General features: G+C 53.2%; 21 protein-coding genes. 8 read left to right on the top strand and 13 right to left on the bottom strand.

What is annotated here, in order from left to right:
- Positions 1-23 precede the first annotated feature (23 nt).
- Positions 24-1,301, bottom strand: coding sequence for a family 16 glycosylhydrolase (locus ACFSSA_RS11455; protein ID WP_386820587.1), 1,278 nt, complete (start codon positions 1,299-1,301; stop codon positions 24-26).
- Between the two features lie 169 nt (positions 1,302-1,470).
- Between ACFSSA_RS11455 and ACFSSA_RS11450 the strand changes: the two genes are divergently transcribed.
- Genes ACFSSA_RS11450 through ACFSSA_RS11440 form a run of 3 tightly spaced genes read left to right on the top strand, consistent with a single transcriptional unit; the run spans position 1,471 to position 2,894 of the window.
- The gene (locus ACFSSA_RS11450) at positions 1,471-1,860 is read left to right on the top strand and encodes an Hpt domain-containing protein (RefSeq protein ID WP_386820586.1); all 390 of its coding nucleotides are present in this window, start codon (positions 1,471-1,473) and stop codon (positions 1,858-1,860) included.
- Positions 1,861-1,869: 9 nt separating this feature from the next.
- A complete protein-coding gene (locus ACFSSA_RS11445; RefSeq protein WP_386820585.1) occupies positions 1,870-2,328 on the top strand; it encodes a hypothetical protein in 459 nt (152 codons plus the stop codon).
- 47 nt (positions 2,329-2,375) lie between these two features.
- Complete coding sequence (locus ACFSSA_RS11440; protein ID WP_386820584.1) at positions 2,376-2,894, top strand: YbjN domain-containing protein; 519 nt, start codon at positions 2,376-2,378, stop codon at positions 2,892-2,894.
- Positions 2,895-2,952: 58 nt separating this feature from the next.
- On the opposite strand, the gene ACFSSA_RS11435 is transcribed toward ACFSSA_RS11440, so the two are convergent.
- From ACFSSA_RS11435 to ACFSSA_RS11410, 6 genes are all read right to left on the bottom strand, one after another.
- Positions 2,953-3,747 (bottom strand): ParA family protein, encoded by a 795-nt coding sequence (locus ACFSSA_RS11435; protein ID WP_386820583.1) that lies wholly within the window; start codon positions 3,745-3,747, stop codon positions 2,953-2,955.
- 93 nt (positions 3,748-3,840) lie between these two features.
- A complete protein-coding gene (locus ACFSSA_RS11430) occupies positions 3,841-5,346 on the bottom strand; it encodes a sulfatase family protein (protein WP_386820582.1) in 1,506 nt (501 codons plus the stop codon).
- Positions 5,347-5,429: 83 nt separating this feature from the next.
- Positions 5,430-6,878 (bottom strand): sensor histidine kinase, encoded by a 1,449-nt coding sequence (locus ACFSSA_RS11425; RefSeq protein WP_386820581.1) that lies wholly within the window; start codon positions 6,876-6,878, stop codon positions 5,430-5,432.
- A complete protein-coding gene (locus tag ACFSSA_RS11420) occupies positions 6,875-8,242 on the bottom strand; it encodes a response regulator (RefSeq protein ID WP_386820580.1) in 1,368 nt (455 codons plus the stop codon). The genes ACFSSA_RS11425 and ACFSSA_RS11420 overlap by 4 nt, the downstream gene beginning before the upstream one ends.
- 34 nt (positions 8,243-8,276) lie before the next feature.
- Positions 8,277-10,220, bottom strand: coding sequence for an LTA synthase family protein (locus ACFSSA_RS11415; RefSeq protein ID WP_386820579.1), 1,944 nt, complete (start codon positions 10,218-10,220; stop codon positions 8,277-8,279).
- 28 nt (positions 10,221-10,248) lie between these two features.
- On the bottom strand, positions 10,249-10,440 hold the full coding sequence (locus ACFSSA_RS11410; protein ID WP_386820578.1) for a hypothetical protein: 192 nt from the start codon (positions 10,438-10,440) through the stop codon (positions 10,249-10,251).
- 122 nt (positions 10,441-10,562) lie between these two features.
- Between ACFSSA_RS11410 and ACFSSA_RS11405 the strand changes: the two genes are divergently transcribed.
- Entirely contained in the window at positions 10,563-12,569 is a 2,007-nt protein-coding gene (locus ACFSSA_RS11405) for an ATP-dependent DNA helicase (RefSeq protein ID WP_386820577.1), read from the top strand.
- 52 nt (positions 12,570-12,621) lie between these two features.
- On the opposite strand, the gene ACFSSA_RS11400 is transcribed toward ACFSSA_RS11405, so the two are convergent.
- Positions 12,622-14,706: a M3 family metallopeptidase gene (locus ACFSSA_RS11400; protein WP_386820576.1), complete on the bottom strand. Its 2,085-nt coding sequence runs from the start codon at positions 14,704-14,706 to the stop codon at positions 12,622-12,624.
- A 39-nt stretch (positions 14,707-14,745) separates the two neighbouring features.
- Complete coding sequence (locus ACFSSA_RS11395) at positions 14,746-15,630, bottom strand: undecaprenyl-diphosphate phosphatase (RefSeq protein WP_386820575.1); 885 nt, start codon at positions 15,628-15,630, stop codon at positions 14,746-14,748.
- Between the two features lie 178 nt (positions 15,631-15,808).
- On the opposite strand from ACFSSA_RS11395, the gene ACFSSA_RS11390 reads away from it, so the two are divergent.
- Together ACFSSA_RS11390 and purB are read left to right on the top strand one after the other, a co-directional pair.
- Entirely contained in the window at positions 15,809-16,318 is a 510-nt protein-coding gene (locus ACFSSA_RS11390; protein WP_386820574.1) for a DUF2062 domain-containing protein, read from the top strand.
- A 51-nt stretch (positions 16,319-16,369) separates the two neighbouring features.
- On the top strand, positions 16,370-17,788 hold the full coding sequence (gene purB / locus ACFSSA_RS11385; protein ID WP_386820573.1) for an adenylosuccinate lyase: 1,419 nt from the start codon (positions 16,370-16,372) through the stop codon (positions 17,786-17,788).
- A gap of 161 nt (positions 17,789-17,949) precedes the next feature.
- Here the strand turns inward: purB and yidC are convergent, their stop codons facing one another.
- The 3 genes from yidC to rpmH form a co-directional block, all read right to left on the bottom strand.
- Positions 17,950-19,803, bottom strand: a complete 1,854-nt coding sequence (gene yidC / locus ACFSSA_RS11380; protein WP_386820572.1) for a membrane protein insertase YidC — start codon at positions 19,801-19,803, stop codon at positions 17,950-17,952.
- 149 nt (positions 19,804-19,952) lie between these two features.
- On the bottom strand, positions 19,953-20,306 hold the full coding sequence (gene rnpA, locus ACFSSA_RS11375; RefSeq protein ID WP_386820571.1) for a ribonuclease P protein component: 354 nt from the start codon (positions 20,304-20,306) through the stop codon (positions 19,953-19,955).
- A gap of 56 nt (positions 20,307-20,362) precedes the next feature.
- Complete coding sequence (gene rpmH / locus ACFSSA_RS11370) at positions 20,363-20,548, bottom strand: 50S ribosomal protein L34 (RefSeq protein WP_386820570.1); 186 nt, start codon at positions 20,546-20,548, stop codon at positions 20,363-20,365.
- Between the two features lie 150 nt (positions 20,549-20,698).
- On the opposite strand from rpmH, the gene ACFSSA_RS11365 reads away from it, so the two are divergent.
- Together ACFSSA_RS11365 and mpl are read left to right on the top strand one after the other, a co-directional pair.
- Positions 20,699-21,580 carry an HAD family hydrolase gene (locus ACFSSA_RS11365; RefSeq protein ID WP_386820569.1) on the top strand — a complete coding sequence of 294 codons (882 nt, stop codon included), beginning with the start codon at positions 20,699-20,701 and terminating at the stop codon, positions 21,578-21,580.
- A gap of 10 nt (positions 21,581-21,590) precedes the next feature.
- Positions 21,591-22,973, top strand: coding sequence for a UDP-N-acetylmuramate:L-alanyl-gamma-D-glutamyl-meso-diaminopimelate ligase (gene mpl, locus ACFSSA_RS11360; protein WP_386820568.1), 1,383 nt, complete (start codon positions 21,591-21,593; stop codon positions 22,971-22,973).
- On the opposite strand, the gene ACFSSA_RS11355 is transcribed toward mpl, so the two are convergent.
- On the bottom strand, positions 22,964-23,545 hold the full coding sequence (locus ACFSSA_RS11355) for a hypothetical protein (RefSeq protein WP_386820567.1): 582 nt from the start codon (positions 23,543-23,545) through the stop codon (positions 22,964-22,966). The genes mpl and ACFSSA_RS11355 overlap by 10 nt on opposite strands.
- Positions 23,546-24,452: the final 907 nt, after the last annotated feature.

Below are 24,452 nucleotides of genomic sequence, written 5' to 3'. Positions count from 1 at the left end.
CTCCAGCTGTATTTGGGTGGGTTCTACTTCGGGAGATAATGCCGGACGTAGTCTACCTTCATGCTGGTCCCATCGATTTCGTCGCCAGGCGTTCCAGACCAGGCAATGATCGCCAGGCTGAGATAAATCGGAGCTTCGCTGAAGCTGAACTCATTTTTGGTGCGTCGGATTTCTTTGCGGTCGAAGTAGAAAACCAGCTCGTCCTCGTTCCACTCAAGCCCGTAGGTATGGAATTCGTCGGCGAAATTCGTATTTTCTTTTACATTCAACGATGAAATATCGACCCATTCGCCATCCTTCTCATACTGGAGATCGTATTGCGAGATCATCCCGGTCCAGGTTCCTTCGCTCTGCCAGCCATTGAGAAATTGGACCGCACCAATGGTTTTCTCCTCCGGCCACTCGAACTGGACCCACTTTTCTCCATCGGTCTGGGTGGTCCATGCGGTCTTCAGATTGCCATCCGTCAGGTGTTCCAGCTTTGTCTTTTTATTGAAAAGCCCACTACCGGTGATTTTCACCGTAGGATCCTTTGCATGATCGATAAGGGTTGGAAACTTCTCCCCGTCCACCTGATCGAGGACATCGGGGAAGCGGCGGTCGTTATCATTGAAAATGCGGAAGTTACGTAGATGGAAATGTTTCGGCTCTTTTGATTTGAAGCGCAGCTTTCTGGTGGTCACCGGGATTTCCAAGGGCATGGAGCAATCGTATCTCACGCCATAGAGGAAGCCCTTGTGGCTCGAGGGATGGGTTTTCCTGCCGCTCTCATCGATCGTGATATCGGACCAATTGTGAATATTGGTATTCACCTCGTTTGGAAAATGTCCTTCGTTGATATCCAGCTCGAAGCGCTTACCCACAGTCGGATCCGCGCCTTTGGTCATGAGCCAGAACGAATTGTTGGTTGCGTTTGCAGCAGCATAACGATACCGGCACTCGAAGTATCCGTATTTAAACTGCTTTTTTGTCCAGATACTTCCGGAAGTCCATTCCTGTCCCGCCCGCTTTTCCTTTCGGTTCGTGAGATAGAGTATCCCATCTTTCACCGATACATTTTCGCGCCAACGGCTGCAAAGAATGTGCCTATTGGGGCCGTTCTGGGACTCCCAGATTTCATCCAGTTTCGGCTCGTCGTAGTCGAACTCGTCTTGCCAAGCGAGCTCCCACTTGGACAGGTCAATAGTTCTTGGCTGTCCTTCGGCCACGGTTTCCGAAGGCTCCGCCCCTTGCAGCGGGGAAGCGCATGTCAGAATCGATAGGGTGGAAAATGTGGCGAAGTAAAAGCTGGATCGGTTCATGCTGTTGAAGTGCTGTATTTCCAGAATTTACCGCAGTCCTTGAAAATCTTTTTCAGAACTGTGCGAAAGGAGGCGAAATAGCCGCAAATGCGTAAATTATCGACGTGATAGTGTATGTTTTAGTGGGGAATGCATCAATTTTTATGGGTTTCTTGAAGATATGGAAAAAATGAATGTAATCAAAGTTGATATGGGATTATCGATAAAACCAGCTGTGGAAACGGAAGTAAAAATACTGCGGGAAGAAGTGTTCCTGAAGATGGCGCGGGGCGATAAAGACCAGTTCGCGGAGATTGCGTGTGAATTTTTCGAGGAGACAAGAGAAGTCGTTGCCGGATGGAAGTTGGCTCATGCTGGCGGGGATACTGCGAAAATCGCTATGGAACTGCACCGTTGCCGGGGAGGTGCCTCATTGTTCGGCTTCGAGTATTTGCAACAGCTGATCCGGCGGTGGGAGAGCGACCTCTCGGATGGTCGTCTGCAGATCAATGAATCGGAAATTCTCGGTGCTCTGCGGGATGCGGAAGCCGCGCTTGCCGGTTTGCTATTTTCCCGATAATCAGCCGGGATGGTCAGCGAGCCCCAGAAAGAACTCCGTTTTACCCGTTCCGGGCAGGCTGTTCATTTCTGTATTTTCGGTGCCCTATGGGTCGCGGGAGGTGTGACGCTTCTCGCCACATCCATCTATCGTGAGGCCAATCCGGAGCTGCCCCATCCCTTGTGGGCGATACCTTGTTTCATGATAGCTGCAGGAGCTTTCGTATTGGCCCGGCATTTGGCGAAGCACGCTTACCTGATTTTGACTCCACTGGGGCTCGAAATTTTTCCATTTTTCCGCCCTGCCAAAAACGTGCAGATGCTCCTCTGGCAAGAGATCACGGATGCGGAAATCGATGCCGCGGGGCGATGGATTACACTGCATTTCAACGAGCAAAAGACCGCCGGTATGCACTTGTCGCTAAGACCGATCCGTTCTCCGCTGCGGGAGTTGCTTGGCAGAGCGTTGCTCGGCCGGGTGAAACAATAAATTTTAATCTTTAAAGTTCAGATGCCAGGGCTGATGAAGACGGCAGTATGAAAAGGCATTCGAGGCAGATTTTATCGGTTGAGGAAATTTTCGGGAAGAACGGCTGGCATACGGAGCTTGTCGAAGGGCGCGATGTGCTGCGGGCTGGTTTTGAAGCGCACCACACGAGAGTCGATCTCACAGTCCAGGCGTTTCCTGAGCTCAATGCGTTGAGCGTTGTTTCCGAGAGTCCCGTGTTTATTGCGGAGCCACAAATGCCGGCTGTCCTGGAGCTTTTGATGCGGGGCAACAAACAGCTTACCTTGGGCGGTTTTGAATACGACATCGACCGTGAAATGCTGGTCTTTCGGATTACCAACCTGTTCGAGCGTGAGGTCTACGATGGTGATATCGTGGTTTCCATGGTGCATTGCGCGATCGCCGAGCTGGATCGTATCGTGCCTTTTGTTGCCACTGTCCGGAGCACACCCGCGGATTTGATTGATGATTTGGATCTTGAGCGCTTGTTGCAGCGGGAAGATCTTATTCCACCGGTTCCGGGGGAAGAGGAAGAAGAGTTTCTCTAGATTCCGGACGTCTTCGCGAGCCGGGAGAAAAGTGCTTTCCCGGAGCTGTTTCGCCTAATTACTTCGCCGCAAGTTCGGGACCGACACGGGCGTGACGGACAAGGAACTCATCTGCCATTTTTCCGTAGGCAACCGCTCCGATTCCTGTCGGATCGTGCTCGAAAATTGTCTTTCCGTGGCTTGGCGCCTCGCCGATACGGATCGTGCGAGGGATGACATTCTGGTAGGTTTCCTCGGGAAAATAGTTTGTGACTTCTTCCACCACCTGACGTGAAAGCAGGGTGCGGCCATCATACATGGTCATGACGATTCCTTCGAGTGCCAGCTTTGGATTGGCGCCCGAGGAGCGGATTTCATCAAGGATACCGACGATTTTGGCGAGGCCTTCGAGCCCGAACCACTCGCACTGGAGTGGAATAAGAATTTCATCCGCGGCAGCCAGCGCCGCCGTCATCAACACGCCTAGGGATGGGGGGGTGTCGAGAATACAGTATTCGAAAAGGTCGTTTGGCTTCAGGCCCTGTAGAATGCCGCGGAGACGCGTGAGGTGATCATCGGAGCGCGCCAGCTCGATTTCGATACCTGCAAGATCCATTTCCGATGGGACAAAGGACAGATTCTCCCGGCCGGAAGGCTGAATTTTCGAGCGGACATCCGCATCGCCGAGCAATACCGGATAAATACTGGAAAGTGGAGCCGCCTCAATGCCCAAGCCGCTGGTGCAGTTCGCCTGGGAATCGAGATCCATGAGTAGGACGCGCTGGCCACGCAGGGCGAGCGCGTGAGAGAGATTCATTGCGGTGGTCGTTTTACCGACTCCTCCCTTTTGGTTTGCGATGGCGATGACTTTCACGAGCGCTCAGGATGGCGGGAAAATCTGAATTTCAAACTGCAAACTTCAAATAATGCCCGGAGGGAGACCGAAGCGGCAGAAAAAGCAGCGGATTTACGGCTTTTCTAGCCGGGGAGAGGAATAGCCCTGGGTGCGGATTTTCCCAAGTTGCCGCTGGAGATTTTTCACCACTTCCGGGTGGTCGGAAGCAATGTTGTTTTTCTGGGAGGGATCTTGCTTGATGTCGTAGAGCTCGACGGGGGAGTTGTCGTCCGCCGGATAGCCGCGGGTTTTCTCCCATTCCGGATCCACGGCGGAGGTGTAGCCGTTCTGTGAATCGATAAGCAACCAGTCGTTCTGACGAATGGCATACTTCTCGGGCGAGGTATTGTGGACGTGGATGCTCCGCGGTGAAGATTCGGTTTCGCCTTTGAAGTATGGAAGAAAATCGAAGGAATCTTCCGCGGAGTTTTCCGGAAGCGGGTATTTCACCACGGAGGCAAGGGTGGCCATCAGATCAACCTGGGAAATGAACGCATCGGAGACCGATCCAGCCTTCAGAACTCCAGGCCAGCGGATAATGAAGGGGACGTGGTGGCCACCTTCGTAGATATCGCGTTTCAAGCCGCGGAAATTCCCCGATGACCAGTGCCCGTATTTGCGCACCCGCTCATAGGCATATTTTTCCGGCCCATTGTCCGCGGAAAACACGACGATGGTGTTTTCGGTTTCGCCAATTTCATCTAGTGCCCTGAGTATACGGCCACAGGCGTCATCCGTCTGATAGACGAAGTCTCCGTATGGGCCTGCTTGGGACTTTTCATCGAATTCATCGGTAGGGACGATGGGGGCGTGCGGGGACGGGAAGGGCAAATAGAGAAAAAACGGCTTCTCAGCACCTTTCCGGGAGCGGATGTATTCCACCGATTTTTCAGTGAGAGTCGGCAGGACCTTATAGAAATCCCATCCCTTCACTGCGGGGCCTGGGCGGATCTCCCAATTGCCTTCCTTGGTGATGGCTCCCTCTTCACCTCTCGCCATATCGGTGTCTGGAGGGACGATCAGTTTATCGTCTTCAATCCAGGCATACGGTGGGAAATTGATCACACTGTCCCCGAAATAGTGATCGAAACCATGATCCAGCGGGCCGTCGGGGATCGGTTTGCTCCAGTCAAAATCTTTGTAGGACATGCTCTTTTTTGAGGCGTCCGGTTTGCGCAGGGCATTCCAATCCCAGCCGAGATGCCATTTTCCGATGCAAGCGGTCGTGTAGCCTTTCTCCCGCAGCATTTCCGGGAGTGTGAGCTGGCTGTCCTTGAAGACCGATGGACCGAAGGCATTGACGATTCCATGAAAATCGCGCCAGTGATGCCGGCCGGTGAGAATGGAGTAACGGGATGGGGTGCAGATACCGGATGAGGAATGGCCATCACTGAAACGCATGCCTTCACGGGCGAGTTGGTCGAGATTCGGCGTGGGAATCTTCGAGTTCTCATTTTGGATGGCCAGATCTCCGTAACCCATGTCATCGGCGTAAAGGATGATGATGTTGGGGGATTTGGCGGAGGCTAGCAAATTGAGACCCAGGATCAGGGAGGAGAGTGTGAGGTGGAATTTCATGATGGAATCTTAGATGATTAAAAAGCCTGCGAGGGAATATCTATACGCCACAGCCAACAGTTGTAGGACACGTGGATCGAAGTTTAACCGGCCAAAGGAAGGGACAAGGTAAAACTAATCAGATGATCGGCCGGGCGAGTGGCCCGAAGGCTTCCAGACATGGCCTGTGCCGCATTCTGACTCAGAGTCAGCCCGATGCCCAAGTGTGGATTCATGGATTCCTGACGTGAGGCATCGCGCCGGAAGAGTGGCTCGAAAAGCCGGTCGAGGTCTTCCGGTAAATCCTCCGCGATATTGCAGAAAGTGATTTCTGCACATTCTTTCTCCATAGTGATCGAGATATCGATTTCTGATTTTCCCGGCGCGTAGCAAATGGCATTGTCCAAAAGATTGTTGAAGATGAGCTGGATCAAAACAGGATCCGCCAATACCCGGAGAGGGCCGGAAAATTCTTTGATAGAGACCGTTAGTTCTGCTGCTTCTGCTCTCCCGCGGAATTTCTCCAGGCATGCTTCGAGCAGTGGAAGAATCTCACAAGCTTCGGCTTTTTGGGCGGCATCTAGCTGTCCTACCCGGGCTAAGGCAGACAAGCGCTTAACCAGCTCATTGAGCTCGGCGGCGACCTTGGAGCAATTTTCCAAATGTTTGCGATATGCCTGGGATTCCCGTTCCTTCGAGAGAGCTAGCTCGGTGATGGCGCTCAGGCTGGCGATGGGAGTGCGGAGCTCATGGGAGGCATGGCGGATAAAATCCCGTTCGCGGTCACGGATTGCCGAAACTCTGGTTAGCAGGCTGTCAAAGCTGATCGCCAGCGATCTCAGCTCCTGCGGTAGCTCTCTGGGTAAGCTGATGGCGGCGTCGAGCTGGTTTTCGGCACGGTTTTTTACCTCATCGGCCAATTGGTCAATAGGCCTCAAGGCGTGCCGGATGACGCTGTTGATCAGGAGGAATCCTACCGCCAGCGTGAGCAGATTTCCGGTGATCAGCGCGACATAAAGATGGCTGAGGATCTCACGGAGTTGCTCGGTCTCGCGCGCGACGACAAGCGTGTGGGGATAAGCAGCGGCATCGAAGGTTTTACCCTCGCTTCGCAAGAAAGCCTCCTCTTCCGGCAGCATATAGGGATAGACGATCATCCCGATCGCGCGGGCGTGTCGGCCACTCCCTGGCATGCGTATATGCTCGATATCAGGAAGGCCTCCGGGCCCGGAAAACTTTGGAAGATCCCCATTCCCTAATGCGGGTGAGCGAGTGATCCTGCCTGTGCGTTCATTCCAGTATTGGAAGAGAGCCTGATCGGAAATCGCCGTGTTCGTTCCGATGCCTTCCTCCCATTCGAAAATGATCTCCCCATGCTCGAATTCCACCTGATTTGCCAGAATGGAGGCTGTCTGGGTAATGGATTCATCAAGCTCATCGTAAAGGCCCTTCCGGATCATAAAATAGATGAACAGGGAGAGAAGAATCATCAGCAGGCCCACGCCCAATCCGCAGCGGATGAGAAGTGAGTAGCGGATGGAAGGAGTCTTCATGAGGGCTCCTCCCCGAGGATGAAACCTTGTCCGCGGCGGGTGTGGATAAGATTCGGAAGGTCGCCGGAATTAAGCTTTTTTCTGAGGTAGCCGATATAGACGTCCGCCGCATTGCTGTTGCCGCCGGTTGAGTCTTCGAAAACGTGCTCCCAAATCTCGGTGCGCGAGACGAGCTCGCCCCGGCGATAGGTGAGGTATTCCAGAAGTCGATATTCCAAGGCTGTTAGCTCGATCTGTGAATCCCCGCGATGAACGATTTTTTTCACGGTATCCACACGGAGATCGGACACGCTGATGACCGGGTCTTTTACGGAGTATTTCCGCCGGATCAGTGCATTGATCCGGGCGAGGGCTTCTGCCATCGGAAAAGGTTTTGTGAGGTAGTCATCCGCGCCGCCATTCAGTGCTTCCAAACGGTCTTCAAGTCCGTCGCGGGCGCTGATGACAAGAATGTATACGGAAACCTGCTTTTGGCGGAGTTTTCTGAGTATCTCCATGCCATCGATTTTCGGCAGCATCAAATCGAGAAGAATCACATCGTAAGGCTGCTCAGAAGCATACCAGAGCCCTTCGTCTCCGGTGCCGCTGGCATCCACAACGTATGACTGCTCTTGCAGGTATTGCGTGAGAGATTCCCGTAATCCGGTGTGGTCTTCGATGATGAGTATACGCATTCCTCCGCGGAGTTTGATTCGTGGCCGGGAAAACTCAATGGAAGAACGCACCGGCAGGATTCTTCGCCAGCTCAGGAAAACGATCCAACAGAACATCGCGGTGACTAGCGTGTGGCTCAGGTAATGTGCACCTTTGAGCATTTGATAGATACCCATCACAGATCCCATCAGGAGACCGATGGTCGTGCCAATGATTCGGCCGCGCCGGGTCGTCGCTAAACCGGCAAGGCTGAGAAGTGCGAATCCGCCGCTGGCGTGGCCTGCCGGAAATGCCCGTCCACGCTGAACCGGATGGTCATGGGAAGGGTAGTGCCCGATGACTTTTACGTAAGGAACCGAGCCGCCGTAGCGATAGATTTGAGATGGAGTGAAGGTATTGGTCGTCGCTTTCCCTAGTGCGACCAATGCAGGAGCGGAGACCAGGGTGCCGATCACAACCCATAAATCCCGCCGGAGTGGAAACCGAGGAAACCTGGCGATCACTTTTTTATGAAGCATGGCAGCTCCCAGCACCGATAGGCCGAAGAGCCAGATCGCGACCTTCGGGCCGTTATAGAATAACAGGCGAGGCACTGCGGCATGGGCATCCACCAACCATGTTTTTGACTGGAAATTGTAGAAGTGATCCTGCACCCAGATATCCACGCCGCTGATTTCCAGTAGCAGGAAAATGAGACAGGAAAGGAACACGGAAGGCCAAAGTGTGCGATCCATCGTAGGCAGGCTATTGAGCGTTTCGCTTCAATTTTCCGGAGCCGAACAACCACGAAGCGCTCTGGTAGTAGGCTGTGGTATCGTGCAGCAGCGAGTGGTATTTTTCTGTGTTGTGATCCATAAAGCTGAGCTCCCCGGTCTCCAGAAGGCAGTTGTAGGAAGAATGCTTTTTGTTCGGCTTCAGGATGGTCATGGAATTCCGGGTAATCATCGCGATCTTCTGGTAATTGCTCACAAAAGAACGCTCCGGAACGCTTTCAATAGCCGGGGAGAGGTAATCGAAGCCGTAGCCAAGGGTTTGGTAATTCCAGTTCAATAGGCCAAGGACCGTAGGCATCACATCAATCTGGCTGGCGAGCTTTGTGATCTTCTTTTTCCCGATCAGACCGGGATTGTAGATGATCCCCGGAATGCGATATTTGGTGACATCGATGTCTTCTTTCCCGGCGCTGCTGGCACAGTGATCTGATACGATGACAAACAAGGTTCTCCCGAACCATGGCTTTCCGGAGGCTTTTGCAATGAAATCTCCTATCGCCCAGTCCGCATATTTCACTGCTCCCGCACGCCGGTCCGCCGGGGTGAGATCAATGCGCCCGGCAGGGAAATCATACGGGCGGTGATTGCTGGTGGTCATGCAAAAGAAATTGAACGGCTTACCTTTTGAAAAATCTTTGTCTGCCTCCGAGATCGCTTTGTTGAAAAGGTCTTCATCGCAGGCTCCCCAGGCGGTCTTGAAGGTGGTATCGCTTTTTTTCCACGCATTGGAATCGACGACGCGACAACCGGCGGTAGAGAAGTAGCGGTTCATGAAGTCGAAACGGCCATCACCGCCGTAGAAAAAGCCACAGTCATAATCCCGATCGAGAAACGGCCCGAAGGTGGTTTTCAGATTGGTCCCTTCCGGGCGATAGATGATTGCCTGGCCTGGAGTGGGCGGGAGATTCAAGGTCAGAGCCTCCATTCCGCGGACAGTGCGAGTGCCGGTGGCGTAAAGGTTCTCAAAGAAGATGGAATTTTCCGCGAGGCGATCCAGGTTCGGCGTAAGACGTTCCTTATTGCCTGTATAGCTCATGAAATCCCCGCTCATGCTCTCCATGCAGACGAGAATAATGTTCCAATCTTTCTCATCTTTGTCGGAGTGAATCGTGCGGGAAAGATCCTCCGTGAGATCGGAATAAGCTTTCTCGTTTTCGGTGACGAGCATGCGTTTTGTTGCCGAGAGGGCGGCATTTCCGGGGAGTTCCAGATACCAGCGTTGGTAATCCAGCTCCATCTGTTTGAATGCGGCGAAGAACGACCAGCAGCCATTCTTCGCAATCTCAAGATGGTATTGGTTGCCGAATGTGGGTATCGCGGACTGGCTAACCAGCCGGGTGGTGAGAAATGGAATGAGAAGAAGTATGGCGAGGGCGGAAAGCCGATGGTGCAATGAGGTTGGAGCATTCTCCATAAAGTTGAACAGCCCCATTTTTCTCAGCCCGTATACCACCGATATCGCCAGTAAAAGGATGCCTGGAAGAATTGCGGCCATCGGGTAGGACTCGGAAATGTTGCCCCACACTTCCTGGGTCCAGATCAGATAATCCACGGCGATGAAATTGAAACGTGCGCCAAATTCCTCCCAGAAAAACCATTCAGCTGTGGTGATGAAAATCAGCAAGCCGCAATAAATAACGGCGAGGCCGGCGAGCAAGTATTTCATCCACCGTTTCTGAAGCCACTTTCCGGGCATGAGAATCCCAAGGAGCAACCACGGCGCTGCCGCAAAAATCGCGGAAGCGACATCGTAGCCCATGCCGACTGCGAACGCCTCTGGAAGTGAGAGGTCAAAACTGATTTCGCGCCAGGCGCTGAGGAATAGGGCGAACCTCGAAAGCAACGAGAACGCGAGAAATAGGCAGAACGCGACGAGCGCGAAGCGGGCGGGGATTGATGACAGGAATTTTCTCATGATGGGGATAGGTTCGGGGGAATCCAGTTCAGCCAAGATGGGTGAGATTCGCCTTAAAGAGGTGGAAGTCCCTTTTGAAAAGAAGGCGGTATTGGACGATGAGAAGCGCGGCGATGATTGCTCCCAGCAGGAAGAGCAGACGGGCTGTATACGATTGAAGGAATCTTTGTTGCATGGCAGTTGGGTTCGCCGGATGGTCCGGATCGATGTCCCAAGTCATATCCGCAGGTTTATGATAGAATTGTGAGTAGAAGGCATTTTCTCCGGAAAAAGCCGGGGAGCGAGGCGCGTGGAAGATGGAGGTTGTCAATCATCGCGGCAGCGGGCGATGATCCGCCAAGAATGATTTCGATTTCTGAGAGCGGTGGGGGAAGGACGGATCTTGCCGAAAGAGTGCGTGAGATTTTCACCGGCAGAGGTCCGCTGGCGAAATCAAAGGATTTCGAATATCGGCGGGAGCAGGAGGAGCTTGCCTTCGCGGTGGCGAATTCGTTGATCGATGGCAAGCCGCTCGTCGCTGAGGCGGGGACTGGAGTCGGGAAATCCCTCGCCTATCTCGTTCCTGCCGCAGAATACGCATTGGAAACCGGCCGGAAAGGTGTGATTTCCACTCATACGATCAATTTGCAGGAGCAGTTGGTGAGAAAGGATATCCCGATTGTCCGGAAAATTCTTGGAGAGGATCTACCGGCGGTTTTGCTCAAAGGGCGCCAGAACTATCTCTGCCCGGCACGCTTGCGGAGGGCCTGGGAACAATCAGCGGATCTATTCACCACCACCGAGAGCGAAGAACTCGGGCGCATCCGTGAATGGTCTGAAACGACGCGTGACGGAACGCTTAGCGGGATACCGTTTCAGCCATCCATGAAAGTCTGGCTGCAGGTATGCAGCGAGTCCCATTCCTGCACCCAGCGCTATTGCGGCCCGAAGGGGAATTGTTTCTTTCAAGAGGCTCGCAAGGCGGCTGCCGAGGCCAAGCTAGTGGTCGTGAATCACACACTCTTTTTTGCCCTGCTGAATACCGGGGAATTGGAGCCGGAATCCGATGAGGCGGCAATGCAGGGCTTTCTTTTCCCGAATGATTTCGCGATTCTCGATGAGGCTCACACGATTGAGCAGGTGGCTGCAGTCCAGCTGGGGCTCAGGATTTCCCAGGCCGGATTGAGGTTCGATCTACAGCGTCTCTATAATCCGCGGACGCGTAAAGGGATGCTGAAAAGCTATCGGAAGGCCGCTCCGATGCTGGCGGTGGAGGAAACTCTCGTGGCCGTGGAGCAGTTTTTCGGAGAAATCGGCAATGTGGCGAAGTTCGGCGATTGGTCGAAGGAATTCCGCGTGCGTCAGCCCGAACTGGTGGAAAACTGCCTCGCCGCTCCTCTGCGGAATCTGTGGCAGGAGATTTCCGAACTCGCCGAGAATACGGAAAACGAATCCTCGAAAAACGAGCTGGCGGATGCTGCCCGAAAGCTTCGTGAAACGCATGGATCCATCGGTGAATTCCTGGATCAGAAGGACGAGGATAGTGTCTACTGGGTGGAGCGTTCAGGCCGCGAGGAAACCCAGTTCAGCTGTCATGGCGCACCGGTGAATGTGGCGGAAAGGCTGCGGCCATTGTTTTTCTCCGGGAAGAAAAGTGTCGTTATGACCAGTGCCACGCTCGGTGTGGGCGATCCGGAGCTGACTTACTTTCGCAAGCGGGTGGGAGCGGAAAGCGCGAGAGCACTCTTCATCGGCAGTCCGTTCAACTACAAGCAGCAGATGAAAGTGAGGATTTATAAATCGATCCCTGATCCGAATACGCCGAAGTATGATGAGCTGATGGCAAAAGGTATTATGGATGCTGTCACAGCCAGTGACGGCCGTGCGTTTGTGCTCTTCACCAGCTACCGCACCATGCGGGATGCAGCCCAGCGTTGTGAAAAATATTTCAGGAAAATGGGTTGGCGGCTGATCACCCAAGGCGATGGCATGACACGGCATCGCATGCTGGAGGATTTCCGGCAAGATACGAGCAGCGTGCTGTTTGGCACCGATAGCTTCTGGACCGGAGTGGATGTGCCCGGTGAGGCATTGTCCAATGTGGTTGTCACCCGCCTGCCTTTCGCTGTGCCGGATCATCCTTTGACCGCTTCCCGTTTGGAAGCGATCGAAGCGGCAGGTGGAAATCCTTTTATGGAATACTCCGTCCCGGAAGCGATCCTGAAGCTCCGACAAGGAGTCGGGCGTCTTATCCGGACAAAACGAGACAGCGGTCTGGTCTGTATTCTAGACAACCGCATTCTTACGAAGCGCTATGGAAGCGCATTCATGAAAGCCCTTCCAGACGCTCCGGTGGAGATTGTCAGCTGAGGTAAATAGGATCGAAAAAAACTCTGAAGCGGAAAATCGATCAGCCATTTTCTCAGGCCAGTCCGGCGCGTTCCAGCAATGGAAGCGGGTCTGCGGGACGTGACATAAAGCTTTCGTAGAGAATTTCAGCCGGAGCGGAGTTTCCTTTCGATAGGATTTTTTCGCGGAAATCCATTCCGGTTTCGGGGTTGAGAATGCCTTCCTTCTGGAAGCGGGTGAAGGCGTCCGCATCCAGAACCTCCGCCCATTTATAGGAATAATACCCGGCTGCGTAGCCTGTGGGGGAGCTGAAAAGGTGACCAAAGCGGCGGATCATCGATGGAGACTGGGTTTTGACCGGTGCCCGATAATCAGCGAGAATTTCGCGGTCCACCTCATCGAGATCACGGCCTAGGTATCGGGACAGATGGATATGTAGCTCCAGATCCAGTTTCGCCAGGGAAAGCTGGCGCATAAAGGCGGAGGCGCTCATATAGTTTTTCGCTGCGAGCATCTTTTGGAAAAGCTCTTCCGGGATGGTCTCGCCGGTCTGGTAATGACGCGCAAAGAGATCGAGCGTCTCCCGCTCCCAGCAGAAATTTTCCATGATCTGTGATGGCAGCTCGACAAAATCCCAGGCGACGTTTGTGCCGGCGAGGGCTTTCACCGGGACATCCGAGAGCAATCCGTGGAGAAGGTGGCCGAACTCGTGGAAAATCGTTTCCACCTCGTTGTGGGTCAGAAGGGCAGGACTTCCGTCAACAGGCGGGGACATGTTGCCAATAATGAGCCCGAGATGGGGCTCGCCTAGCTCTCCGGTGTGCAGGGAGTTCATCCAGGCTCCGCCGCGCTTGGTTTCCCGGGGATGCCAGTCTGCATAGAAGGAGCCGAGGTGCTGTCCGGACTTTGAATCGTTTATCTCGTAGAAAGTGACTTCGGGATGCCAGGTTTCCACCGCTCCTCCATGGGCGGCTTCCAGTGCGCTGCCCGGCTCCAGGTAGACGGTGTCTCTGGAGCTAATGGTGATTCCGAAAAGACGGGATGCGATCTGGAACATGCCGTCCATTACTCCTTTTACCGGGAAATAAGGGCGGAGAGCCTCGTCATCGATTGCGTAGGATTCCTTGCGCTGAAGCTCCGCGTAATAGGAGATTTCCCATGGCTCCAGAGGTTCGGGGGCTGTGGCGTCGAGGCCGAGCTTTCTGGCTTTGTATTGCGCCAACTGTTTCGCTTCCGCGAGAAACGGTGTTTTGATTCGGTCGTGGAGTTGCTCGATGAATGCGAGTGCTGCCTCACCGTTGCGAGCCATCCGGCGTTGGAGCGTGAGATCGGCGAAGTTCAGGTGACCTAGAATCTCGGCTTTCTCCTGGCGGAGTTCGAGAATCTTCCAGACCAGATCAGAATTATCGTATGGTTCCTCGGATGCGATTTTTGAAGAGGCTTCCCAGACTTGTTTGCGGAGTTCCTCATCATGGGCGTGTTGCATGACCGGGAACATGGATGGAAACTGCAGGGTGAAGCGGTATGAACCTTCCGGCAGGCCTTTTGACTTGGCATTGGCAGCCGCGGAAGCTTTGGCTGACTCCGGGAGACCGGCAAGGCGGGATGCGTCGTTGATGATGAGATCCCAAGCATTTGTGGAGTCCAGAACATGCTCGGAATACTGCTTGGTAAGAAGTGATAACTCCGAATCGATTGTTGCGATGCGGGCTTTTTTATCGTCCGGAAGATCGGCTCCGGACGTTTTAAAATCCTCTACGGTTTCATCGACATGCCTTTTCTGGATTTCTGTGAGCTCGTCGATTTCCGGACTATTGGATACCGTTTTCAGAACGTTCCAGAGCCGGGGATTGAGCGAGAGCGACGAGTAAAAATCCGTCACGGCGGGAAGAAGCTTGTTGAGTGCCTCCCGCTGGGCGGGATTGTCCGAGACGGAATCCAGGTGATGAAGCCTGCCCCAACCTGCGGAGAGTGATTCCGTCGCTTTTTCCAAGGCTAGAAAGCTGGAGGCGTAGGTGGCCTCGGGAGCAGGCTGTGTTGAGATTTTTTCGACAGCACTTTTCGCTTCTTCCAGCGCGTGTAGGATGGATGGTTCAATGGTCTCTGGTGTGAGCGTGGACCAGCGGATGTGAAAGTCTGTGTTGAGAAAAGGATGCATGGGGAAGTGATGTGGAATGAAAGGTGACCGTCAGCTTGGTTATGGCTCGAGCGTGCCGGTAAGCAGCAGTGAGCCGATGATAATACCCAGGGCAATGCGGTAGTAGCCGAACACGCTGAGACCGTGGGATTGGAGGTATTTCACCAGCCATTTTACCGCGAAAGCCGCGGAGACCGTGGCTGCGACGATGCCAACTGTGAGCGGCACCGCGCCATAGGTGTCCCACATCAGTTTACTGCCTCCGAGCCATACATCGTAAGCCGCGCCGGCCCCATCGATTTTCCAGATAGCTTTTTTAACAGTGGCGGCGGAAAGTGTGAGCACGCCGAGAAGGAATGAATACTCGACTGCGGATTTCACGGAGAGACCTACGATCAAGCCGCCACAGATGGTCATCAGCGAGCGGGATGTCCCCGGCCACATCGCGACGCACTGAAGCAGTCCGATGAAGAGTGCGGATTGCCACGCCAGCTTGACGATATCGCGGCCGTTTCCACGGGGTGGATTTTTCCTGCGCCATGAGACTGTCCAGAGAATGCCGAAGCCGCCGATGATCCAGGCACTGATCACGGGCCAGAGACCGAAAAGCTTTTCCTCGATGATATCATTCAACAGGAGCCCGAGAACTGCTGCCGGAAGGAAACCAACGATGATCGCGATGGCCATTTTCAGGCCTTCGGGATCTTGGCCGAAGACGCCTTTGATCATCTTGAGGACATGTTTGTAATACAGGCCGAGCACCGCGAGGATGGCACCGCCCTGGATACAGATCGCGAAGCAATCGGCGGCGAGTTTATCTGTCTCGCTGAGCGTGCCGATGTGCATCAGGCGCTGTGCCACAATGAGGTGGCCGGTGGAACTAACGGGGAGATATTCAGTGATGCCTTCGATGAGACCGAGGATGATGGCTTGCCAGATTTCCATGGCGGGAGTTTGGGGAAATGTGTCTGGCTGGGAAGTGGAAAAGCGTGAAGATTGTGAGTTTTCAGTTTTCCGGGATCAACGAAGGTTGAGGGTTGATTGATAGGCACGGGATGCGACTGTGTGGCGGCAGTTTTGTATGAAAGAGCGGTATTTGAAAATGGTGAGGAAAACTTACCGGATGTTACGTCATCGGCGTCTTAGGGATAGGCCGTGGTGGCGCACACTGACAAAGCCGCTTTTCGATAGGCATTTGTGGCGGCCATGCAGGGACACTGTGGCCTCCGGACTGGCCATCGGGCTCTTTTTCTCGATGATGTTAATGCCGTTCCAGATGATTGCCGCAGCGATTTTGGCCATGCGTTTCCGGGTGAATGTGCCCTTTGCCGTGGCGGGGTGCTGGGTTTCCAATATGCTCACCCACGTGCCGATCTGGCTGGCGCAGGAGTGGCTTGGTGACTGGATGCGCTATAAGCTCGGCTTTCCGATGCCACATTTCATCTCGAAAGTTCAGTTTCACATCCCCGAGGCTGGCGAGATCAATGCCGCGAGCTTTCTGCTCGGGATGATGGTTTCCGGAATATTGCTCGCACTGGTTTCTTATCCCATCGTGCATCTTTTTTCGCTGTTGATGCCGCATCATCTGCCGGTTTTGAATCGAGCGGGGAAGCACGCCCGCCATGAGGTGTGAGTTTTTTTGGGTGGACTTGAAGGGGAAAGCCAGCGCTCCATCTCCGCAGTTATGATTCCGAACGTCCTGGCAGAAAGATACTCCTCCGCAAGCATGAATGATATTTGGTCCGCAGAGGGGCGGATCGTTTTGGAGCGAGAATACTGGATCGCGGTGATGAAGGCTCAGCGTGATCTGGGCCTTGATATTTCCGATGAAGCGATCGCGGCATATGAAAAGGTGAAAAACCAGGTCGATGTCGCCTCGATCATGGCCCGCGAGCGCGTGACCCGGCACGATGTGAAGGCGCGTATTGAAGAATTCAATGGGCTTTCTGGCTTCGAGGATATCCACAAGGGGCTCACCTCCAGAGACTTGACGGAAAATGTCGAGCAGCTCCAGGTTTTCCGGGGACTGCTTGTCATTCGGGAGAAAGTCGTGGCCACTCTGCGGAGAATGCGTGAGCGTGCGGAACAATGGGACGATATTGTTCTGACTGCCCGCACCCATAACGTGGCGGCTCAGCCGACGACACTTGGCAAACGGATTGCGATGTTTGGCGAGGAGCTGCTTTCCGGCTATCAGGTGCTGGAGGACGTGATCGCAGGCTATGCGGTGCGTGGTTTGAAGGGTGCTGTGGGCACCCAGATGGATCAGCTTTCGCTTTTCGAAGGTGATGCGGAAAAAGTCAGCGAGCTTGAGCGCCGCATCGTCAAGCATCTCGGAATTTCCCAACAATGGAGCAATGTCGGCCAGGTTTATCCTCGCTCGCTTGATTTGCGTGTGGTTTCGGTTTTGACGGAGCTGGCCAGCGGTCCTTCCTCTTTCTGCAAAACTCTCCGTTTGATGGCTGGTAACGAAACTGCCAGCGAAGGTTTCGCTCCGGGGCAAACCGGCTCCAGCGCGATGCCGCATAAGATGAACTCCCGCTCGTGTGAGCGTGTGAATGGTTTCCACGTGATTCTCAAGGGCTACCTGGCGATGGCTGCCGGACTTGCAGGTGATCAGTGGAACGAGGGGGATGTCAGCTGCTCCGTTGTCCGCCGCGTGATGCTGCCGGATGCGTTTTTTGCGCTGGACGGTATGTTCGAAACCTATCTAACGATCCTCGATCAGATGGACGCCTATGAGGGTGTGATCGCGGCTGAAACCGCCCGCTATCTTCCTTTCCTCATGACTACAACTGTCATGATGGAGGCTGTGAAACGTGGCGTGGGGAGGGAAACCGCTCACAAAGTGATCAAAGAGCACGCTGTGGCCACTGTTGCCGATCTTCGCACCGGAGCAGTCGAAAAGAATAATCTTCTTGATCGGCTTGCCGAAGACGGACGGCTTGCTCTGACACGCAATGAGCTGGAGGAGATTCTCAAGAGGGGCGATCGAGAGGTTGGTTCGGCAAAGTCGCAGGTGAAATTCTTCTCGGGAGAAGTTAAAAAACTGGAGGAAAAATGGCCGGAAGCCGCAGCCTACGGCCCGGGGGTAATCCTGTAGTCGCAGCACTCAGATACGAAATAAATTTTAATCAAGCCGGTCATCCTATAGGTGACCGGCTGCTTTTTTGTCTGAAACAGAGCCAGGTCGAAAGGGCATAAAAAAAGACAGCCCGGAGGCTGCCTTTTGAAGAGGGTCGCCAGCGGAAGCTGGCCTTGGGTTCATCCGCCGGTGCGTGGCGGACGCTTTTTCTTGGTGGCCTCTGGCGTGACATCACGCATGTTGCCACCGGCGTTCTTGATTTTCTGCATCTCTGCTTGTTTCTCAGCCATTCGTTGAACCCATGATTTCTTTGCCACACCTTTGCGCTCTACAAGCTCTGGCTCGGGAATTTTGTTCATGAACCAAGTTTGGCCAATGGAGAAAATGTTCTGTGTCGTCCAGTAAAGTGCGAGTGCCGAGGCGTAGTTGTAACAGAAGAAGAAGAACATAAGCGGCATGAACATCATGATGCGCTGTTGCATTTTATCCCCGGTTTTCGGCATCATCGCCATTTGCAGGGCACTGGTGATCGCCATGACGATAGGCAGAACGTTGATCGGAATTCCCAGGATATGGGCGAAGGTGTCCGGTTGCGAAAGATCGTCCACCCAAAGGAAAGGCTGGTCACGAAGCTCCACCGCGTAGTCCAGCATCCGGAAGAAGCCGAAGAAAATCGGGATCTGGATAAACATCGGAAGACAACCGCCAAGAGGATTGATGCCGTATTTGCGATACAGGCCCATCATCTCGGTGTTGAGCTTGTTGGGATCGTCCGCGTATTTCTCCTTAAGCTTCGCCATGATGGGCTGCAGCTTCGACATGCGCTTCATTGAGCGGGTCGATTTCGCATGCAACGGCCAGATGCAGATACGCACGATCAGTGTGAGGCAGATGATCGAGAGGCCCCATGATTCATGGGTTGAAAGATGGGAAAGTCCCGTGTGGAGGAAGTTCAATATGGAATTGAGCAGACGCGAAACCGGGCTGAAAAAACCGTATTGCATCACATCTCCCCAGCCCTCTCCCATTTCGCCGGTATTATCCAGCTTGCGGAGCATGGTATTCGCCTTCGGGCCGGTAAAGATGCTGTAATTCAGGGTGAGCCGTCTTCCCGGTTCGAGGGAAACCGATGGAAGTGAAATTCCGCCGCGGACGGCGTTCAATGCGGAGGCTCCATCGTTGAGAGTGACGAGGTCTGGCTTGCCCCACACCCGGGTGCGTTCTGCTTTTTCCGGACGAATTACCGTTGTGAAAAATTGATCCGTCACACCTGCGAATCCAATAACCTCATCACTGGCACTCGTGATGATGCTTTTCTCGGATGAAATCATGTTGCCCTTGAACTTCGTGGCGGCATTGAAGTGCATTTCTCCGTTTTCATACCAAAAAATGCCGGTATGGGTTGGGCGCTCCTTTTGATATAGCGGGGCCGCGGAACCAAGGAAGAGATCGTATTGGGAAATATCGAAGTTGGACTGAATCGAGTTCTCGAGAACCAGCTCCAAACGGAGGAAATACTCCTTGCCGGGGATGTCGGACTTTTCCAGTGTGAACGTCTTTCTAACGATGATTCCCGTCGAAAGCTTCGTGATATAGACAGCGGACTCGCCCTCAACGGAATCCTTCGCGACATAGCTGTAAGAGGTATTATCCAGAATCTCTCCGGGGCCAACCAGGCCGGCGATGGGGCCGGAACCATGACGGTTGATCTGGACCTGGCTGGTTTCGCCTACATTTTTCTGGTCCTTTAATTCGGCAAATTTAATGCCTCCGCCGATGTTTGAGAGTTGGAAGGCAACCTTATCGTTTTCCAGAACGACAAGTTCCTCCGAGGTGGGTGGAGGGCTGGTCTCTACGGTGAGAGCGGATGATGGGTTGCCCGCCGTTGCGGGAAGTGTGTTGGCGGTGACGGCTTCCGGAGTAGCCAATTCCTTGGCTTGCTGATCCTGGCGGTTTTTTGCTGAGTAATGAATATTCAGCGCGATAAGAGCGCCGCACAGTGCGAGAATGATCCAAGTTTTACGGTCGTACATGGAGATGGAAAATGGTTGGTGAGGATACGCAGAAATGCGGATCGGAAAGGGGTGCTTAGGTGCTCAGAGGGCTGTGGTCAATGCGAAGAAGGCACTAAATAAGGAAGCTTTGTCCCCGGAGGTGGCAAATTCCCTTTCCCGCCGGCATCTCAGGATAGCATTTTCAACCGCTTACAAAGGCGTAGCCAATCGGCCTCAAGTTCCTCGAAACTGGCATTTGCAGAATTCGGGCGGGCGATTGTGATAACGAAGCGGTTTTGGACAGGGAAGCCCGGGGCGTGTTTTTGAATGAGAGCACGGAACCTCCGCCGCAGCAGATTTCTGTCGTGAGCTCGTTTGGCGGCCCTTTTGCTGGTCACGAAGGCGGTTCTGAGGCAGCTCAGCTCCGGATCCTCCAGTGTAGAGATAATAACAAACCGGCCTGCTTTCGCTTGGCCGGTTTTTCGTATGCGGTTGAAATCCGCACGTTGATTGATGCTCTGCTTGCGAGGGAGTCTCATCATGAGGTTCCTTTGAAGCAGGAGCAGCATCGCGCGGACGAGGTGTCCGCGCTTGAAGATTATCTGCCGTGTTGGATGATGTGGCGTTTGAAGTGAAGCTCAGCACCCTTAGGAATGAGGCGCTTGCGACCTTTCTGACGACGGCGCTTGATGCAATCACGGCCTGCTTTGGTGGCCATGCGTGCACGGAAACCGTGTTGTTGTTTACGTGTACGTTTGGTGGGCTGGTAAGTGCGGAAGCTCATGACAGAATGTTGTTAAAAGTTGAGGGCCTGTGAGGGCGCGGGGGCGGGACTTTAGGGGGAAGCGCACACTTGTCAATGCGGCAGTGTCTAGTTTTTGAAAAAAATACGTCTTGTCGGTGACACGCGGTCTTGGTTGCTTATTAATCCCTCATGGCAGCCCCGCAAAACATCATCGCATTGGTTTATGACTACGATCAGACACTGAGTCCGAATTACATGCAGGATGATGTATTATTCCCGCGTTTTGGGATAGATCCGGCTCAGTTTTGGAGGAAATGCAATGCATTGGTTCATGAGCAGAAGTGGGATGGGGAGCTGGCCTATATGAAATGCCTTTTGGATTATCTGGGGATGGACCGGGTGACCAATGATATGCTGGCAGATCTCGGAGCGGGCTTGTCATTTTTTCCCGGGCTTCCTGAGCTTTTCGAGGATTTGCCAAAAGCCGCGCTCCGTCCGGAGCATGAGTTGGTAGGAATAAAGGTGGAGCACTATATTATTTCATCCGGCTTGAAAGCTCTCCTTGATGGCTCCCGGCTCAAGCCCTATGTGAAGGAAATCTTCGGCTGCGAGTTTGGGGAAGACTCCGAGGGATTGATCAGTTTCCCCAAACGGGTGATCTCCCATACGACGAAGACGCAGTTTCTTTTCCGTATCAATAAGGGAATGCTGCGCTACGATCAGGATGTGAACGATCACATGCCTGCGGAGCAACGTCCGATTCCCTTCGAAAACATGGTCTATGTGGGCGATGGACCGACGGATGTGCCATGTTTCACCGTTCTCAATCGGAATGGCGGTCACGGTATTGCCGTTTACAATCCGGAGGATGCCTCGGGCAAATCCTTCCAGAAATGTTTCCAGCTTTGCACCCATGCGGGACGTGTGAGACACATCGCCCCGGCGGACTATCGGGAGGGCTCGCACCTGTGGTTATTGCTTTCACAGATGGTGAGGGAAACCGCGGACAGGATCATGCGGCGCCGCATCGAAGAGCGCGATAATGCGACAATCGCAGCACCTACTTTTTAGATCAAAATTTATGTCAGAGAAAACTCACTTTCACTTCACGGGTATTTGCGGGACAGCGATGGGCGCCGTAGCGGCAGCAATGAAACGCCGCGGATTTGTTGTTACCGGCAGCGATACCAATGTCTATCCGCCAATGTCCGATTTCCTACGGGGAGAAGGAATTGAAATTGCCGAGGGCTATCGCGAAGAAAATATTCCAGGAAATGCGGAAGTGGTAGTCATTGGGAATGCGATTTCCCGGGGGAATCCGGAAGCTGAAGCCGCTCTCGACAGGAAGTTGCTTTATCATTCCCTGCCGGAAGTAATGAAAGATCATTTCCTGAGGGGCAAAAGAAACTTTGTCGTCAGTGGCACGCATGGGAAGACCACCACTTCGTCCATGCTCGCCTGGCTTTTCCGTCATGCGGGTCGGGAACCTGGATTTATGATCGGTGGACTGCCCAAAAATCTCGGCTGCGGGGCCCACTTTCCGGACTCGGAAATCAATGTTCTCGAAGGTGATGAATACGATACCGCGTTTTTTGACAAGCGCTCCAAGTTTCTCCACTACCTTCCGGAATGTGTAGTGGTAAACAATATCGAGTTTGACCACGCGGATATTTATAACTCTGTCGAGGAGATTAAACTCAGCTTCAAGCGTCTGCTGAACGTTGTGCCGAGGAATGGGATGGCCTTTGTGAATGGAGACGAAAAACACTGTCTGGATGTTTCTGAAAAAGCACCTTGCCCGGTAACAACCGTTGGCCTCGGTGAACAAAATTCCTTGAGGATTTCCGAAGTTACCTACGAGGTTTCCAGCAGTAGCTTCCTGTTGGGAGAGGAGTTATATTCCGTGCCAATGACCGGTGAATTCAATGTTCGTAATGCGGCCATGGCAGCAGCTGCCGCACGCTTTGGCGGATTGACCTATGCGGAGGTTCGCGAGGGGTTGGGCGCATTCGAAGGGGTGGCACGGAGGCAGGAACTGAAAGGGGAGAAAAATGGGATCAAAGTCATTGATGATTTCGCCCATCACCCGACTGCGATCCGACTCGCCGTGCAAAGCATTCGCCAAAAATACCCTGAATCCAGGCTTTGGGTGCTGTTTGAACCACGCTCGAACACTACCCGCCGCGCGGTTTTCCAAGCCGAGCTGGCAGAGGCATTGGCACTGGCCGACTATGCCATTGTCGCGGCTATCCCGGATCTGCATAAGATTCCCGAAAACGATCGGTTGGATCCCGCAAGACTTTCCGCAGATATTGCGAAAGGCGGTGGAAAGGGTTTTTACCTGGCCGACAATGAAGCGATCATCGCTCAAGTGAAAAAGAATGCAAAATTCGGAGATGTCGTTGCCGTATTATCGAATGGTGGCTTTGGGGGGATTCATCAGCAACTGCTGGATCAGCTGTAGTTCTCGGTCTTTATGACCCAATCCAAGTGGTTGCGCCGTAGGCGGAAGCTGAAAACCTCAAAGATCATTCTCGCGCTAACAGCATTTACAAGAAGGCTTCCGAGTAAAATGGAAACCGAAACGATACGGTCGGTAGGATCCGCTATCCTGAATTCGGAAAATGAGTATGCGGACACACAGATGGCAATGCCGCTGATCGTCCAAATGAAAGTAAGCCCGATGGCTAGCGCGTTTAGCATATAAGAAATCAGCAACGTTCCAATTCTTCTGGTGACGGCAGAGCGAAGCCGGTGATAAATGAAAACCGGCCTCGATAGCGTCCATGCCATGGCAATCGCCGGAATTAAAACCAGAGCCAAAAGAGGGTCTCCGTCGAAATCCAGAACCCGGAGGTAGAAATATCCCAGCGGTGTGGCAATCAGTAAAAAGATGCAGGATTTTGCGAAGGTTAAACGGGTGGAGACGCCGATTAGCTCTCTGTGATTGATGGGCAGACCCGCGAAAAAGGGAGTCTGATGTCCAGCCAGACCACAAGGTATCAACAACCTCGGAAGGCCATTGGAGATCTGCATAATTCTTCCAAAGAGGCTGACTGCAAGCCCGACCCATAGAAAGGTGAGTATCGTCTGTTTATTGCTGAAATCCGGTCCATATATCTGAAAAAGCCATATAGCCAAAGAGATCAAAGGTAGAAGGATCACTGCCCAGAAAATGGACCGGGACTCGAATTGGTTTTCCCTTCCTAATGCGGCTAGTATTAGCAAATCCCGCTTGGTCAGGCATTTTTTTATCCATCTGTCATATATACTCGATTTATGACTGTTCTGAGATTGCTCCTCCCAGGACGATATATTTTCCTGTAAACTGGATCCTGCAGCAATGGTGGCTTCTTCGCCGGAATGGGGATCCATCCCAAACCAGCCTATACAGTCACTCGGTTTATCATATTCCGCGCCCGCGGTTTTTGGCCACGAGAACCACTTGATCGCTCCCCAGATTATCCAAGCGGCAGCCAAGAGGAGCCCATAAGAATTACCTGGCAATATCCATGTGGCGGGAACTATCCATAGGATAATATTCAGAGCGTGATCGAACCATTCAGGTCTCAGTGGGCTAATCAAGTAGTCTGATTTGAAAATAACGGCGATTACGATCAATGAGCAGATGAGCTTCCAAAGGGTTACAATTCTTGTGTTTTTCAGCCAAGAAGCATGGGTGAGTATGATGGTGGCCAAGATCACACCGATTGATAGAGAGACCTGGATAATGGATTGCGGTATGGAGAGTGAGAGCTGGATGGAGGTGAGTAATGTCAGTGGCGTTAATAATAGTAGTAACGTCACTGAAAACCGTTTTAGAAATTCTCTCTGTCGCCAGGAAATCGCATCGCGGCCTGATATGGGTATGGCCTGACCCCATTTTCTGGACAGTTCTAAACTAGAGCTAACGTGGCTGGTGTTTGTCTAAGGAGAGGGGCGG

Origin of the sequence: Luteolibacter algae (assembly GCF_042683045.1) — a bacterium.
Lineage (GTDB): Bacteria > Verrucomicrobiota > Verrucomicrobiia > Verrucomicrobiales > Akkermansiaceae > Luteolibacter > Luteolibacter algae.
The sequence above is the reverse complement of the archived record's forward strand: the minus strand, read 5'-3'. Positions and strand labels throughout refer to the sequence as shown.

Bases quoted from the DNA above. Each gene is read 5' to 3' on its own strand.
- ACFSSA_RS11415 (WP_386820579.1), bottom strand. From the start codon at position 10,220: ATGAGAAAATTCCTGTCATCAATCCCCGCCCGCTTCGCGCTCGTCGCG.
- ACFSSA_RS11400 (WP_386820576.1), bottom strand. From the start codon at position 14,706: ATGCATCCTTTTCTCAACACAGACTTTCACATCCGCTGGTCCACGCTC.
- mpl (WP_386820568.1), top strand. From the start codon at position 21,591: ATGTCAGAGAAAACTCACTTTCACTTCACGGGTATTTGCGGGACAGCG.
- ACFSSA_RS11450 (WP_386820586.1), top strand. From the start codon at position 1,471: ATGAATGTAATCAAAGTTGATATGGGATTATCGATAAAACCAGCTGTG.
- ACFSSA_RS11355 (WP_386820567.1), bottom strand. From the start codon at position 23,545: ATGCAGATCTCCAATGGCCTTCCGAGGTTGTTGATACCTTGTGGTCTG.
- ACFSSA_RS11410 (WP_386820578.1), bottom strand. From the start codon at position 10,440: ATGACTTGGGACATCGATCCGGACCATCCGGCGAACCCAACTGCCATG.
- ACFSSA_RS11425 (WP_386820581.1), bottom strand. From the start codon at position 6,878: ATGAAGACTCCTTCCATCCGCTACTCACTTCTCATCCGCTGCGGATTG.
- yidC (WP_386820572.1), bottom strand. From the start codon at position 19,803: ATGTACGACCGTAAAACTTGGATCATTCTCGCACTGTGCGGCGCTCTT.
- ACFSSA_RS11455 (WP_386820587.1), bottom strand. From the start codon at position 1,301: ATGAACCGATCCAGCTTTTACTTCGCCACATTTTCCACCCTATCGATT.
- ACFSSA_RS11440 (WP_386820584.1), top strand. From the start codon at position 2,376: ATGAAAAGGCATTCGAGGCAGATTTTATCGGTTGAGGAAATTTTCGGG.
- ACFSSA_RS11365 (WP_386820569.1), top strand. From the start codon at position 20,699: ATGGCAGCCCCGCAAAACATCATCGCATTGGTTTATGACTACGATCAG.
- purB (WP_386820573.1), top strand. From the start codon at position 16,370: ATGATTCCGAACGTCCTGGCAGAAAGATACTCCTCCGCAAGCATGAAT.
- ACFSSA_RS11395 (WP_386820575.1), bottom strand. From the start codon at position 15,630: ATGGAAATCTGGCAAGCCATCATCCTCGGTCTCATCGAAGGCATCACT.
- ACFSSA_RS11390 (WP_386820574.1), top strand. From the start codon at position 15,809: ATGTTACGTCATCGGCGTCTTAGGGATAGGCCGTGGTGGCGCACACTG.
- rpmH (WP_386820570.1), bottom strand. From the start codon at position 20,548: ATGAGCTTCCGCACTTACCAGCCCACCAAACGTACACGTAAACAACAA.
- ACFSSA_RS11430 (WP_386820582.1), bottom strand. From the start codon at position 5,346: ATGAAATTCCACCTCACACTCTCCTCCCTGATCCTGGGTCTCAATTTG.
- ACFSSA_RS11405 (WP_386820577.1), top strand. From the start codon at position 10,563: ATGATTTCGATTTCTGAGAGCGGTGGGGGAAGGACGGATCTTGCCGAA.
- ACFSSA_RS11445 (WP_386820585.1), top strand. From the start codon at position 1,870: ATGGTCAGCGAGCCCCAGAAAGAACTCCGTTTTACCCGTTCCGGGCAG.
- rnpA (WP_386820571.1), bottom strand. From the start codon at position 20,306: ATGATGAGACTCCCTCGCAAGCAGAGCATCAATCAACGTGCGGATTTC.